At 35.8% G+C, this 15,789-nt stretch carries 12 protein-coding genes, 1 tRNA gene and 1 other annotated feature; of the genes, 1 reads left to right on the plus strand and 12 read right to left on the minus strand.

The genetic code is table 11. From position 1 onward, the window contains the following. Positions 1 to 182: 182 nt before the first annotated feature. The 11 genes from clpX to ilvE form a co-directional block, all read right to left on the minus strand. On the minus strand, positions 183 to 1,448 hold the full coding sequence (gene clpX / locus JM172_RS07345; protein WP_214481502.1) for an ATP-dependent protease ATP-binding subunit ClpX: 1,266 nt from the start codon (positions 1,446 to 1,448) through the stop codon (positions 183 to 185). A gap of 631 nt (positions 1,449 to 2,079) precedes the next feature. Further along, positions 2,080 to 3,366 (minus strand): trigger factor, encoded by a 1,287-nt coding sequence (gene tig, locus JM172_RS07350; RefSeq protein ID WP_214481503.1) that lies wholly within the window; start codon positions 3,364 to 3,366, stop codon positions 2,080 to 2,082. 225 nt (positions 3,367 to 3,591) lie between these two features. Beyond that, positions 3,592 to 4,602, minus strand: coding sequence for a tetratricopeptide repeat protein (locus tag JM172_RS07355; RefSeq protein ID WP_214481507.1), 1,011 nt, complete (start codon positions 4,600 to 4,602; stop codon positions 3,592 to 3,594). A 105-nt stretch (positions 4,603 to 4,707) separates the two neighbouring features. Then, the gene (gene leuD, locus JM172_RS07360) at positions 4,708 to 5,292 is read right to left on the minus strand and encodes a 3-isopropylmalate dehydratase small subunit (protein WP_214481509.1); all 585 of its coding nucleotides are present in this window, start codon (positions 5,290 to 5,292) and stop codon (positions 4,708 to 4,710) included. Positions 5,293 to 5,387: 95 nt separating this feature from the next. Beyond that, positions 5,388 to 6,800, minus strand: coding sequence for a 3-isopropylmalate dehydratase large subunit (leuC, locus tag JM172_RS07365; RefSeq protein ID WP_214481513.1), 1,413 nt, complete (start codon positions 6,798 to 6,800; stop codon positions 5,388 to 5,390). 139 nt (positions 6,801 to 6,939) lie between these two features. Further along, on the minus strand, positions 6,940 to 8,052 hold the full coding sequence (gene leuB, locus JM172_RS07370; protein ID WP_214481514.1) for a 3-isopropylmalate dehydrogenase: 1,113 nt from the start codon (positions 8,050 to 8,052) through the stop codon (positions 6,940 to 6,942). Positions 8,053 to 8,136: 84 nt separating this feature from the next. Continuing rightward, positions 8,137 to 9,684 carry a 2-isopropylmalate synthase gene (locus JM172_RS07375; protein ID WP_352223085.1) on the minus strand — a complete coding sequence of 516 codons (1,548 nt, stop codon included), beginning with the start codon at positions 9,682 to 9,684 and terminating at the stop codon, positions 8,137 to 8,139. Beyond that, positions 9,671 to 10,693 (minus strand): ketol-acid reductoisomerase, encoded by a 1,023-nt coding sequence (ilvC, locus tag JM172_RS07380; protein WP_214481516.1) that lies wholly within the window; start codon positions 10,691 to 10,693, stop codon positions 9,671 to 9,673. Before ilvC ends, JM172_RS07375 begins: the two co-directional genes overlap by 14 nt. An 18-nt stretch (positions 10,694 to 10,711) precedes the next feature. Then, positions 10,712 to 11,230: an acetolactate synthase small subunit gene (gene ilvN, locus JM172_RS07385; protein ID WP_214481520.1), complete on the minus strand. Its 519-nt coding sequence runs from the start codon at positions 11,228 to 11,230 to the stop codon at positions 10,712 to 10,714. Beyond that, entirely contained in the window at positions 11,227 to 12,897 is a 1,671-nt protein-coding gene (gene ilvB / locus JM172_RS07390; protein ID WP_250886566.1) for an acetolactate synthase large subunit, read from the minus strand. Before ilvB ends, ilvN begins: the two co-directional genes overlap by 4 nt. Before the next feature lie 260 nt (positions 12,898 to 13,157). Next, positions 13,158 to 13,410, minus strand: a binding site (T-box leader). Positions 13,411 to 13,468: 58 nt separating this feature from the next. Next, complete coding sequence (ilvE, locus tag JM172_RS07395; protein ID WP_214481522.1) at positions 13,469 to 14,374, minus strand: branched-chain-amino-acid transaminase; 906 nt, start codon at positions 14,372 to 14,374, stop codon at positions 13,469 to 13,471. A 586-nt stretch (positions 14,375 to 14,960) separates the two neighbouring features. Between ilvE and JM172_RS07400 the strand changes: the two genes are divergently transcribed. Next, entirely contained in the window at positions 14,961 to 15,410 is a 450-nt protein-coding gene (locus JM172_RS07400; RefSeq protein WP_214481524.1) for an Hsp20/alpha crystallin family protein, read from the plus strand. A 271-nt stretch (positions 15,411 to 15,681) separates the two neighbouring features. Here JM172_RS07400 and JM172_RS07405 read toward each other — a convergent pair. Beyond that, positions 15,682 to 15,758 (minus strand) — tRNA-Arg (locus tag JM172_RS07405). Positions 15,759 to 15,789 lie beyond the last annotated feature (31 nt).

Raw genomic sequence — 15,789 nt, forward strand, 5'->3', positions numbered from 1 at the left:
GTATAAACACATTTTTTTCATACATTAAAATTAATGGAAATAAGTCACTGACAACTGAACATCTCGTTCATTCATCGGTAAATTAGCTGCCCACTATCCTAAAATATTATTGGGATTAAAACCCCAAAAACCTCTAAAGGTAAGTAAAATCCTTTAGAGGTTGTTATGTTTCCAGACAATTTTTAAGCTGATGTTTTTCGATCTTTTAATTCTGAACCATCATCAAGTATTAATTTTGGTGGAGTATTATGCATAACAGTATCTGCTGTTATAATACACTTTGATATGTCCTCTCTAGAAGGAAGCTCGAACATAACATCCAGCATAATACCTTCAATAATTGAACGTAGACCACGAGCCCCTGTTTTACGTTCAATTGCTTTTTTGGCAATTTCAATCAGAGCATCTTCTTCAAAATCTAACTCTACATTATCTAGCTCAAGCATTTTCTGATACTGTTTCACGAGTGCATTTTTAGGTAATGTAAGAATTTTTACTAATGCATCTTCATCAAGTGGTTCTAAGCTTGCAATTACAGGTAATCGACCTATAAACTCTGGAATTAGTCCAAACTTCAGCAAGTCTTCAGGTAGAACTTTTGATAACAGCTCCTTCTGATCATGCTCTTTTTGCTTCATGTCTGAACCAAAACCGATCACTTTTTTTCCTAAACGGCGTTTTATAATTGGCTCAATGCCATCAAAGGCACCACCACATATAAACAAAATATTTGTTGTATCAATTTGAATAAACTCTTGATGTGGGTGCTTCCTTCCACCTTGAGGAGGAACGCTAGCAATCGTGCCTTCTAAAATTTTCAGCAATGCCTGTTGCACGCCTTCTCCAGAAACATCACGAGTAATAGAAGGGTTTTCCGATTTACGAGCAACTTTATCTATCTCGTCAATATAAATGATACCCTTTTCAGCCTTTTCAACATCATAATCAGCTGCTTGTATTAACTTTAGCAAAATATTTTCAACGTCTTCACCTACATATCCAGCCTCAGTAAGTGATGTTGCATCAGCAATAGCAAATGGTACATTTAAAATTCTTGCTAATGTTTCAGCTAGCAAAGTTTTACCTGATCCAGTTGGGCCTATCATTGCGATGTTACTTTTTGAAAGTTCAACATCATCAATTTTACTATTTGAGTTAATTCGCTTGTAATGATTGTACACTGCTACCGCAAGGGATTTCTTTGCAGCATCTTGACCAATAACGTACTCGTCAAGGATTTCGCGAATTGCAATTGGTTTCGGAACTTCTTTGAATTCTACTTCTTCTTCAGTCCCTAATTCCTCTTCAACTATTTCAGTGCATAATTCTATACATTCATCACATATATATACACCTGGACCGGCAACTAATTTACGAACCTGATCTTGGGTTTTTCCGCAAAACGAACATTTTAATTGTCCTTTTTCTTCGTTAAATTTAAATCCCATATTTTCACCCCTTATTTCATTTTTTCTTATGGAGGATGTTCAAAGCAACAGCGCCTTATCCTTCTATGTTCTTGTTATCCTCATAGTACAATCAAAATTACCGATTTTAAAAAAGTTATGTATTGCATTTTATCACAAATGTACTTGCTAACAAAAATAATGCGCTCAACACTATGTATAACAACTGATCATCTTTATTAATACAACATTATAACTCATACGGATAAATAATAACAGTAGAATGCATTGACCTACTTATCGTTTATGAATAAGCAGTTTTCTCATTGTTTTCTTCCTACAGAGAAATAAACACGTACACAACTAGTGTTCTTGGCACCTTTTATTCTGAAACGTGATGACTAACATCTAGAGCCACATCTTATGGGTCTAATTTGGTGATAATAGCAACAAATTTACGAAAGAGCCTTTTTTAAAACGAGCTCTTCCAACTTATGAACATTAGCAACATGGTTAGAAAGGAGCCATTAATAATTACTTTACCCATACTCATTTAAAAAAAATAACATTATTGTTAGCAATACATGGAAAAATAAGACGCATGCAATATTCCTCTGATTAGATAAAACAAGGCACGAAGTACTTCGTGCCTTGTTTTACTTCTTACTTATTATTATGCAACATCTTTACGATTCTCTACAAGAAAATCAATTGATTTACGAATTTTTAAATCTCCTTTGATGCTATCTAAATTCCCTAACATCTTCTTAATTTCTTCTATAGGCATGTTGTACATACCTGCCATATTTTCAAGTTCTTTTTCAATTTCTTCGTCTGTAACATCAAAATTCTCAGCTGCAGCAATTGCTTCTAAAGTTAAGTTAATTTTAACGCGTTTTTCAGCTTCTTCCTTCATCTGCTCTCTGAGTGCCGCTTCATCCTGACCAGAGAATTGTGTGTATAGCTCAAGGTTCATGCCTTGCATTTGTAGACGCTGTTCAAACTCTTGAACCATTCTATCTGTCTCAGTTTTAAACATGGCTTCTGGAATTTCTACTTCAGCATTTTCAGCAGCTTTTTCTATTAATGAATTTCTAAGGCTATCCTCTGCTTCACGCTTTTTAGTTTCTTGTAATTTTTCTCTCGTTTTTGTTGTTAATTCTTCTAAAGATTCAACTTCATCATCAACATCTTTTGCAAACTCATCATCTAAGACAGGAAGTTCTTTTGCTTTTATTTCATGAACTTTCACCTTAAACGTTGCTGGCTTGCCAGCTAATTCTTCAGAGTGGTATTCTTCAGGGAAAGTTACTTCAACTTCTTTTTCAGCACCTGCTTCTAAACCAGCTAACTGATCTTCAAAACCAGGAATAAATGTACCTGAGCCGATTTCTAATGAATAATTTTCAGCTGTTCCACCTTCGAATGCTTCACCATTAACAAAACCTTCGAAATCCATGATTACTGTATCACCGTTTTCAACAGAACCTTCTTCTTTTAAAGTTAATTCTGCTTGGCGTTCTTGAAGTTGCTTAAGCTCATTATCAACATCTTCATCAGTTACAGTAGCATCAATTTCTTCAACTTCTAAGCCTTTATATTCACCTAATTTAACTTCCGGTTTCACTGTTACCTTGGCTGTGAAAATAAGTGTTTTACCTTTTTCCATTTGTTCAATATCAACATCTGGGCGATCAACTGGTTCAATTCCAGTTTCCTCTACAGCTGCTGAGTATGCCTCAGGTAATAAAATATCTAAAGCATCTTGATATAAAGACTCTACGCCGAACCTTTTTTCGAATAGACTTCTTGGCATTTTACCTTTACGGAAACCAGGAACGTTCACCTGTTTCACAACTTTATTAAACGCAGCATCTAGTCCTTCATTAACTTTTTCTGCATCTACTTCAACAGTTAGGACACCTTGGTTCCCTTCTGATTTTTCCCATTTTGCAGACATAAAAATTCCCTCCAACATCTATTTATATGCTTCATTAATCAAATATGATAGATAACGAATTGATTATATCATTATCTTTTTGCGCACTTATATGTAGCTTCAAATTTACTACAATACAACCACTACATTATAACACAGAATAATTTGCTTTCAACACAAACTAATTTTTTTATATAAATTAATTAGCAGTTAAACATTCCCAGCTATGTAGGTAGTGTGTATTTATTATGAAGAAATGTCCTCTATCTTATAGATGGCTTCACAAGCTTGCATTAATTGTTCATTATTTACATTATACTTGGATACTATACTATGTCGGTCATGATCAAACCCCTGCATCTCCAAAGCTATTATATGTAATGCTGCAGCCCAGAGATTTGCTTCCCTTGGTTCCGGGTATAAAGGAAATAAAATGAACAAATGTCTAAACCAAATCTCTTTAATTACTTCATATAAAGTCGGATTTTCATTCAAAACATTCTTTTCCAGTATTGTTAAAACTTCTTTTGTAAAAGGATCCTCTCTACTATCTAAAAGCTCGGTTGGCTTTATTGTTATATCTCGATTAAATTTATTGATACTTATATCAAAATCTACTTCTTGCTCCATTAAAACTTGTAATAAAGCAGATTTAATTAGCGGTGACTTTTTAGGGTTAGCAAAATAAGTCTCTATTGTCTGTCTCTCACGACGAACATTTTGATTACGAAGAAGTTGAATTGCTGTCCAGTGTTCTTCAATATCATCGCCTTGGTTGAGCATTTGATCCAAAGTGCTACCTTCAGCAATATTATCGGTATTACTATTCTCCACATTATTGACATTCATTTTTCTACTGAAGTCTAGAAGTTTAAATAGATTTTCAGCATATTCTGAAGGGATATTCCCCTCTTGAAGTATAGCCTCAATCGTTGTAATGATTTCATTGTAATGCCCTTGCTGGAGCAGAATAGACGTATATATTTGTAATACTTGATAATAATCGCCAATTCCTTTTTGCAGCATGCTATTACATATTTCTTTTGCTTCCTCAAATCTATTTAATTCGAACAGGCATAACACAGTACCTAATTCAATTTCAGGGTGGTCACTTTCTAATTCACCTGCTTGACCAAACAACAAAAGTGCTTCTTGAAATTGCTTATGCTGTAGTTGATCGAACCCCTTTTCAATAAGTCGTTCTTTTAGATTAGGGAAGGGAAGAATATTTTCACTTTGTTTTCTGATATCTGCCATCAATTTTACCGTCCTATAGCCATTTTCGTACTTTTGTGTTATTAAGTTTATCAAGTAAGTGAACAGAAAACAAGAAGCGCCTCGGAACGAACCTAGGCGCCTCTTCTACTTATTTAATATCTCATATTGTGATATGTGTTTTTCATAAACAAAAGTCAAGTCTATTTCATCCCAACCTTTAATTAACAACTCTTTTCTATATTGATCAATGAGAAATCCTTTACTAAAGCCTTTCTCATCCGATATAGTTTGATTCTCTAAATCTATTTGTAAAGTATAGTTAGAATTATTTCCTTCATATAATATATACTTTACATCTTCTCTATCTAATTTAATTGGGAGCAAACCATTTTTTAAGCAATTCCCATAAAATATATCTGCAAATGATGGAGCGATAATTACTTTAAATCCATAGTCTTGTAATGCCCACGGGGCGTGTTCGCGAGAAGAACCACATCCAAAGTTTTCATTTGCTACAAGTATTGTTGCACCAGCGTTCTCCTGTTTATTTAATTCAAAATCAGGATTTAATGTATGATTATCAAGATACCGCCAGTCATAAAATAAATATTGACCAAATCCTGTTCGCTCTATTCTTTTTAAAAACTGCTTAGGTATGATTTGGTCGGTATCAACATTTACACGATCTAACCCTGCTACCTTACCAGTGTGAATATGAAATGGTTCCATACCCCTATCTCTCCTTTAACTTTAAGTTTTCAGGAATGCTCACTTCAACTAATATATGTGAGTAATGCCAACTACCTACTATGTCACTTACTACGTTACACAATAGTTTTTTGTAGTTTTCTAATATCTACAAACCTACCATATATAGCTGCTGCTGCTGCCATCGCAGGACTAACTAAATGAGTTCTAGCACCTTTTCCTTGTCTTCCTTCAAAATTTCGATTTGATGTTGAAGCACAGCGTTCTCCCTCTGGTACAACATCTGGATTCATACTTAAGCACATGCTACATCCTGATTCACGCCATTCAAAACCTGCTGAAATGAAAATATCTGCTAAACCTTCCTCTTCCGCCTGACGCTTCACCTCTTGTGAACCTGGTACAACTAGCGCTCTTACCTGATTTGACACCTTGTTACCTTGCGCAATTTTAGCAGCTTCGCGAAGATCGCTTATCCTTGAATTTGTACATGAACCTATAAATACATGTTGAATTTCTACATCAGAAATTTGTGTACCAGCTTGTAAGCCCATATATTGTAGTGCACTATCTACAGCCCTTTGATCTGCTTCATCATCGAAGTCTAGAGGTGATGGTATTACTTGCTCGATCGTCACACTCATCCCCGGTGTTGTTCCCCATGTAACAGTTGGCGCTATTTCACTTGCGTCAATTTCAATGACTCTATCAAAGGTTGCATTTGAATCACTTGCTAATTTTTCCCATTTTTTCACAAGTCTATTATACTCTTCACCGTTGGGAATATGCTTCTTTCCTTTTAAATACGAAAATGTTGTTCTATCTGGACTAATTAAGCCAGCTTTTGCACCTGCTTCTATTGACATATTACATATGGTCATCCGTTCCTCCATCGACATATTACGGATTGTATCACCTGTAAATTCAATAATATGACCTGTACCAACATTTACACCATATTCTCCGATAATAGATAAGATGACATCTTTAGCGGAAACACCAGCAGCTAACTTACCATTTATATTAATTTTTAATGTTTTAGGTCGATGTTGCCATAATGTTTGAGTTGCCAATACGTGCTCAACTTCACTAGTTCCAATACCGAATGCTAACGCTCCAAATGCTCCATGAGTCGATGTATGGCTATCACCACATACGATTGTTTTCCCAGGCTGTGTGAGACCTAATTGAGGACCTATAACGTGAACAATACCTTGATCAGGACTGTTTAAATCCGCCAAATAAATGCCAAATTCTTCACAATTTTTTTCAAGAGCAGTCATTTGGTTTTGTGCTACTTCATCTTGGATGATGTAGCGATTGAATGTAGGTACATTATGATCCATCGTTGCAAATGTTAAATCTGGGCGTCTTACTTTCCGATTATTTAAACGTAACCCTTCAAATGCTTGTGGAGAAGTAACTTCATGAACGAGATGAAGGTCTATATACAATAAATCAGGCTTGCCTTCTTCTTGATATACGATATTTTTTTCCCATATTTTTTCTATAATATTTTTTGGTTCCACGAATAAATTCACCTCTCAATATTGTCAAATGTTAATCAAACATTATTCGTGTAAAGACCCTATATAAGTTTCCACTAGATAGGTCTTTAGACCTATCTAGTGGGTGTGCAAGGGTTTCCTATTAATGTCTGCCTATGATTTACGCGTATATTGACATAATGTTTGATATTGCAGCATGGTCTAGTACAGCTGCTTTAATACGTTCAACCATTTCCTCTGTTTTAACCGCTCTTTTTCCTTCTTGTACAACATCAGGAGTACGATGTCCAGCAGCAAGCACTTGATTCACAGCATTTTCAATTGCTTTTGCTTCTTCATCCATTTGAAAGGAATTTCTCAGCATCATAGCAGCAGACAATATCATTGCTACCGGATTCGCTTTATTTTGCCCTGCTATATCTGGTGCTGACCCATGTATTGGTTCATACAGGCATGGACCTGTAGTTGACAAACTTGCCGATGGAAGCATTCCCAAAGACCCAGTCAACATTGATGCTTCATCACTTAATATATCACCAAACATATTTTCAGTTACAATGACATCAAACTGTGTTGGATTTTTTATTAATTGCATCGCTGCGTTATCGACCAACATATGCTCTAATTGAACATTTGGAAAATCTTGCGCTACCTCCTCAGCCACTTCTCTCCACATGCGACTAGACTCAAGTACATTTGCTTTATCAACAGAAGTAACTTTGCTCCGACGGTTCTTAGCCAATTCAAATGCTGTGACTAATATTCTCTTCATTTCTTTTCGTTTATAATAAAGTGTATCTACGACAGATTCTTCTCCTCTGTCTATCGTTCGAGCACTTGGTTTTCCAAAATACAATCCTCCTGTAAGCTCTCGTACGATGAGTAAATCAACACCTGTAATTATATTCTCTTTTATTGGTGACGACTCAATTAAACTAGGGTTAAATGAAACAGGTCGTAAATTTGCATATAACTCCAATTCTTTACGAATTTGTAATAAGCCCTTTTCAGGACGAAGTTCAGGTGGATTTTGATCCCATTGCGGTCCTCCAACAGCACCTAACAATACAGCATCACTTTGTTTGCAATCATTTAACGTCTTATCTGGTAACGGGCTACCTGTTTGTTCAATCGCTGCTCCACCAATTAAGCTATATATAAAGTCAAATTGATGATTAAATCGCTCTCCTACAGCTTTTAATATTTCTACTGCCCCTCTAGAAACTTCTGGACCAATTCCATCTCCGGGTAAAACGGTAATTTTCTTTTTCACTTTTTATTCCTCCAATCTCAAATTATCATTGTTAACTTATTGGTTTATTTAGAGGGCATACGATCGTTTTCTCTTGTTAAGCTGTTATTTCATCGTCACTTCTTCATCAGTATTCTTATATTTTTGTAGGTAAAATACTCTATTTATCGCATTAATATATGCTTTCGCAGAAGCTTCTAACACGTCTTGATCCAAGCCTCTTCCACTCGTCTCTTCACCATTTACACGAACATTCACATATACTTGTGCTAACGCATCTCTACCTCCACTAACTGATTGTATTTTATAATCTAATAGCTTTACAGAAGCATGGACCATTCTTTCCAATGTATTGTATATAGCCTCTACGCTACCTGCTCCAGTTGCAGCCTCTTGAATGATTTCACCTTCCAATCCTTTAAGGGTAATAGTGGCAGTTGGCACTTGGTTGGTACCGTATTGAACTTGTAGAGAGATTAATTCATATTGTGTATCTCCCTTCCCGAATCTCTCTTCTAGTACTAATGCAATTAAATCATCATCAGTAATGTCTTTCTTCTTATCCGCTAAATCTTTAAATAACTTAAACAATGAATTAATTTCTTCATCCTTCACTGAGATCCCTAGCTCTTGGATACGCGTTCGGAACGCATGTCGTCCTGAATGTTTACCAAGCACCATTGCATTTGTATTTACACCGACTAGTTCAGGCGAAATAATTTCATACGTTGTTTTTTCTTTTAACACACCATCCTGATGAATTCCTGCCTCATGTGCAAAAGCATTTTTACCAACTACAGCTTTATTTGGTGGTATTACCATGCCTGTTAGTTTACTTACTAAGTCACTTGTTCTTTTTATTTCATTTAATTGGATATTTGTTTTAGCATTATAGAAATCTTTTCGAATATGAAGAGCTACAGCGATTTCTTCTAAAGAAGCATTCCCAGCACGCTCGCCAATCCCGTTTAATGTTGCTTCTACCTGTGTTGCACCGTGTTCAATGGCGCTAAGGGAATTAACGACTGCCATCCCTAAATCATCGTGGCAATGAGCGGACAATAAAACTTTTTGAATATTCGGAACATTTTTCTTAAGATAGCTGAATATTTCACCGTATTCCTTCGGGGTTATATATCCTACTGTATCTGGAATATTAATGACACTTGCTCCTGCTTCAATCACTGCTGTTACAATCTTTGCTAAAAATGGGAGTTCTGATCGACATGCATCTTCAGCTGACCATTGAATGATAGGAAACCACTGTTTGGCGTATTTAACAGCCTCCACTGCTGATTCAAGTACTTGCTCTGGGCTTTGCTTTAACTTATATTTCATATGAATTGGAGATGTTGCGATAAAAAGGTGAAGTCGAGGCTGAGCTCCACCTTTTAACGCATGCCATGCTGCATCTATATCTGATTGAACTGATCGTGAAAGTCCTGTAACTGAACTATTTTTAATAACAGCTGCAACTTCTCTCACTGATTGTAAGTCACCGCTTGAAGCAGCCGGAAAACCCGCTTCAATTATATCAACACCTAGACGTTCAAGCTGTTTAGCAATTTCTATCTTTTCAGATAAGTTCAAATTGACTCCAGGAGATTGTTCACCATCTCGAAGCGTTGTATCAAAGATTTTAATTGTCTGCACTTGTTCCAACTGCCTCCTTCTTTTGTTTAATAAATGGCATCATTTTTCTTAATTCGCGTCCCACTACTTCAATTTGATGCTCATTTTCCCGTTTATTAATCGCTGTAAATTCAGGGCGATTCGCCTGATTTTCTAAGATCCAGCCTTTTGCAAATTTACCTGTTTGGATATCTTCTAATACTTTTTTCATTTCTTGCTTAACGGAATCAGTGATTACTCTAGGTCCTGATACAAAATCTCCCCATTGTGCTGTATCAGAAATTGAGTAACGCATCCCTTCTAAACCATCTTCATACATTAAATCGATAATTAATTTGAGCTCATGTAGACATTCAAAATACGCAAGTTCTGGTTGATATCCCGCTTCTACTAATGTTTCAAATCCAGCCTTGACAAGTGATGTTAAACCTCCACATAAAACCGCTTGTTCACCAAATAAGTCTGTTTCTGTTTCTTCTTGGAACGTTGTTTCAAGTACCCCAGCTCGAGCTGAGCCAATTGCTTTGGCATATGCTAAAGCGACCTCTTTTGCTTCCCCTGATACATCCTGATATAGAGCGAATAACGCTGGCACTCCAGCACCTTCTTTGTACGTTCGTCTAACAAGATGTCCCGGACCTTTTGGTGCTACTAAAAATACATCCACAAAGCTTGGTGGTACAATTTGATTGAAATGAATGTTAAATCCATGTGCAAATACTAAAGCATTCCCTGGTTTAAGACCTTGTTCAATTTCTTCTTTATATACTTTCGTTTGAAGTTCATCAGGTAATAAAACCATGACAATATCAGCTTGTTCGGCTGCTTCTTTAACCGATTGTACCGTAAATCCATCTGCTACTGCTTTGTCCCATGAACCACCTTTTCTTAAACCTACTACAACATCTACTCCACTTTCACTTAAATTTAGGGCATGTGCATGACCTTGAGAACCATACCCGATGATTGCTACCTTTTTTCCTGTTAAATAACTATCGTTTGCATCCCCGTTATAATATACTTTTACCATGATTTAATCTCTCCCTTTTTAGACGATTGAATGTGATTTTATATTTGTTACAGCTTTTTGCATGCCACGTGCAAATGCTGTTGTTCCTGTTCTAGCTATTTCTTTAATTCCATAAGGTTTTATTAATTCAATGAGTGCTTCAATCTTTGATGATTCTCCAGTTACTTGTATAACTAGGCTATCCTTACTAACATCAAGGATTGATGCTCGAAATGGTTCGATTAAACCATATATTTCATTCCTAGTTGCTGGAGGTGCAACTACTTTAATTAACGCTAATTCTCTCGCTACGATAGCTTGATCAGTTATGTCCATTACCTTCAAGACATCAATTTGCTTATTTAGTTGCTTTGTAATTTGCTCAGCTACTCGCTGATCCTCAACGTGAACAACACATGTTATCCGAGAAACTCCAGCTACTTCTGTTGCTCCAACTGTTATACTCTCAATGTTATAATGACGTTTTGTAAATAAGCCTGTAATCCGATTTAAAACACCAGATCGATTATTAACAGTTAATGTGATAATACGTTTCACAATTTCACCCCCACCATCTCATGTAATCCTTTGCCTGGGGCTACCATTGGATAAACATTCTCGTCAGAAGTAACATGAAAATCGATGAGAACTGGTCCATCAATTTCTAAAGCTTCTTGCAACACTTTTTTTGCTTCTGCTTCCGTTGTTGCTTTTAACCCTCTAATTCCGTATGCTTCTGCAAGCTTCGCAAAATCTGGTTGATTTGGAATAAGTGAATGGGAATAACGTTGATCATAAAATATTTGTTGCCATTGTCTAACCATTCCTAATGATTGATTGTTAATAATTACAGCTTTGACAGGTAAATTAAGCTCCTGCATAACTGAAAGTTCCTGACAGGTCATTTGAAACCCTCCGTCACCGACAATTGAAATGACAGTTGCTTCTCTATCAGCAAGCTGGGCACCTATAGCTGCTGGTAAACCAAAACCCATTGTACCTAGTCCTCCAGATGTGACCCACCTATTTGGATATTTAAATTTGTAGTATTGTGCAGTCCACATTTGGTGTTGCCCAACGTCAGTCGTAATAATTGCTTCACCATTTGTATTTTCATAGATTAATTCAATTACTTTTTGTGGTTTAAGTTCGTTCGTATTCTTTTGATAAACTAGCGGATATTCTAGTTTTCGGTTCGCTAGCTTCTTGCGCCATTCACTTGAAGGTCCACATTTACCATTTTGAGCAATGAGTTCTTTTAATGCTTCTTTTGCATCTCCAACTACTGGAATTTGCGTCGGTACGTTTTTACCGATTTCAGCTGGGTCAATATCGATGTGGGCTACAACTGCATCTGGTGCAAAATGCTTCAAATTACCAGTTACTCGATCATCGAACCTAGCACCTATGCTTATGAGTAAATCACATTCATATAGAGCCATGTTGGCTGTATATGTGCCATGCATCCCCGCCATGCCTAGGGATAACTCATGCTCTGCTGGAAAGCCACCTAAACCTAATAGCGTGTGAATAACTGGAATGCTTTGTTGATCTGCGTATGCCTTCAATTCGTTTGAAGCATTTGCATGAAGAACTCCAGCTCCGGCAAGAATAACCGGTTTTTGCGCTTGACTGACTGCTTCAACTAACTTACGAATTTGAAGATGATTTGGCTCCCTAGTAGGCTGATACCCTGGAAGAGATATTTTTTGATCGTAATCAAAATGACCTTCAAGTATTGCCATATCTTTCGGAATATCAATTAATACCGGTCCAGGACGACCTGTCGTTGCAATATGAAATGCCTCTTTTATCACCTTGGGTACGTCTTTAACATCTCTAATTTGATAATTGTGCTTCGTAATTGGTGTAGTGATTCCTAGAATATCTGCTTCTTGGAATGCATCTGTTCCAATCACTGAAGATGCTACCTGACCAGTAAATACAACAAGTGGTAATGAATCTATCATTGCATCAGTTAAGCCAGTTACGATATTCGTTGCTCCTGGACCAGAAGTCGCAATAACCACACCTGGCTTTCCAGAAATTCTTGCATAACCTTCAGCTGCATGTATGCCTCCTTGTTCATGTCTAGTAAGCACATGGTCTATTCCAGAATCATAAAGTGAATCGTAAATTGGGAGAACAGCACCACCAGGATAACCAAAGATCACTTCAACGTTTTCCTTCTTTAACGCTTCTATTAGCATATAAGATCCGCTCATCTTTGATTTAACGTTATTTCTTACACCTACCTTTACCTTTGCGCCCACGTAATTTCCTCCTTTTTGAACACTCTTTTGTAATTGCTGTTTTCGCATTAAGAAAATATATAAGACAAGTATTGTGGCATCTTCTCGTGATAATAATTGCATAGTAACTGTTCTAGATTTTTAAATTAATGACAATAGCAACAATGTATACTGAACCTTTGTAATAAAAAAAGCCCCTTCACCCCCAACAAACACTCACAATAACAGTAAGTGTAAGGGGTGAAAAGACTTTACTTTCCACGGTACCACCCTTTTTCATGATCATAAGATCATCTCATGAATAGTCTAATGCTATTCCTTTTGATAACGGGTAAATTTTTAATTTCACCCGGCCAACCCTACTATGACGTTCAAGTTGACACTCAGAGGCGAGTTCACCTTTCGATAGTAGCACCGGTTTCCACCAACTCCGGCTCTCTGTAGCTTCCTAACTCGAAGATTACTTATCCTCTTCAACATTTTATCTTTTTTCTAAATTTTCAAAATACAAAAGATGTTACAATTCTAAGTCGATGTATATATACTAGCCCGCCGTTACTTCTTGGTTTGATTGATAAACCTTTACTCCATCAGAAACGACTTTTTTCCTAAACTCCTCAAGCAGTTTTTTAGTATGTTTTCCTGGTTTTCCATCACCAATTTCCCTGCCATCAACTTTGACTACAGCAATGACCTCTGCTGCTGTTCCTGTGAGAAACACTTCATCACATGTGTATACATCATGACGAGTAAATGGCTCTTCCTTGAGCTCGTAACCTAATTCAGAAGCAATTTCTAAAATTGCATTTCTCGTAATCCCTTCAAGGGCTCCAACATAACCTGGAGGAGTATAGAGGGTGCTATCTTTGACAATAAAAATATTGTCCGCTGACCCTTCTGAAACATATCCTTGATCATTTAACATTAAAGCTTCACTTACATTTGCCAAATGCGCTTCAATTTTCACTAGAATATTGTTTAAATAATTTAACGATTTAACTTTAGGGCTTAAAACATCAGGTCTATTTCGTCTAGTTGCAACAGTAATAATCTCTATGCCAGTTTCATACAGCTTTTTCGGAAAAAGTGCAAGAGGCTCCACGATAATAACAACTTGAGGTTTACTGCATTTAAACGGATCTAGACCCAAATCACCAGCACCCCTAGAAACCACAAGACGAATATAAGCATCTTCAAACTTATTTTTTTGGATTGCTTGAACAACTAGATCTGTCAATTCCTCTTCTGTATAAGGAATAGTTAGCATAATTGATTTAGCTGAGCGATATAAACGATCCATATGTTCTTTCATCCGATAAACGTTTCCGCTATACACTCGAATACCTTCGAATACACCATCTCCGTATAAAAAGCCATGATCATAAACTGAAATTTTTGCATCTTCTTTTTTTACAAAAGTATCACCTAAAAAAATCCACTGATCACCCATCTTATATCCTCCTTCCCTTTATTATATAGACGCTTTAAATCGATAAATACATAGATATAAAAAAATATCCTAAAATGTACCTTTTTGAATGAACCAACACTAGGTATTTATACCGACAAAAAACTAAGGAATTTTAACGTAAAATCATGTAAAAATATAGATTTTAAAAACTAATAAATATTGTGACAATTTTTTATTTGAGGACTATCTTACGCTCATTTGTTTAAAGAGTCAATAGTCTTTTGGAGAATTATTTGAAAATTTGTATTTATCACTCAATTTGAATACGCTTACATCACTGTTATTATGAGGTTTTTAAATTTGTAAAACTTTTTAAAAAATAGGTTCAAAAAGTTAGAAAGAGAAACTGAAAATGTGAAGCCTTCAATCCAACCTCATTTATTCAATATAAAATTTATGCAATTAAAGTAATTTCCAATACATAACTTTTATTCATGATCTTCCCTCAAATCAGTTTACATATTTAAGCAGTATTAATTATTTCTTATCCATATTACATATTTCTATAACTACTGCAGAGAATATTTCTATATAATTTAAATTTTACACATTTGGAGGAGAACTAATGACATTAATACCTCACGACCCGTTCAGACATTTATCAAACATGAGAAGGGACATGGACAGGCTATTTACTAACTTCTCAAACTTCCCTTTCGACTATACCAATGAGCAAAACTACTTAGGAATGATTAGAGTTGATGTTTATGAGACAAATAATGAGGTTGTGGCTACGTGTGACATTCCTGGATTAGAAAAAAAAGAGGATGTAAATATTGAAATTGACAACAATGTTTTAAATATTAGTGGCTCTATAAATGGGACTAACGATGTAAAAGATGAGAATTTATACAGAAGAGAAAGACATACAGGTAGCTTTCATAGAGCAGTAACTCTACCAACAACTGTAAATGTTGAGGGAGTGATAGCAACATACAAAAATGGTGTTCTAGAGGTTACTATGCCAAAAAAAAACCAAGGCACCAAGAAGAAAATTAATGTTGATTTTCATTAATCAACAGAGGAGCTTTTCATATTTGGTTTTACTGGAGTAACATCATTTAGTTGATATACTATTATTTACTTTCGTATACATTAAAAAAAGAACAATATTTTTCTAGCTATATAAAATATCAACTTTTTCAAAATATCCACATAACTACTTCAAAAAATATCTGTTTCCTTATATCAATAGCAGTATAAAAAAATGGATAATCATACAGTATTCACACTGTATGATTATCCATTATCTGTTAAAACCCATCATGGGTTACATTGCTATGTAATGGCGTCCCAGGAGAGATTCGAACTCCCGACCGACGGCTTAGAAGGCCGTTGCTCTATCCAGCTGAGCTACTGGGACAAAATAAGTTGATTAATTGTTAACGACAAAA

Origin of the sequence: Bacillus sp. SM2101, assembly GCF_018588585.1 — a bacterium.
GTDB lineage: Bacteria > Bacillota > Bacilli > Bacillales > SM2101 > Nanhaiella > Nanhaiella sioensis.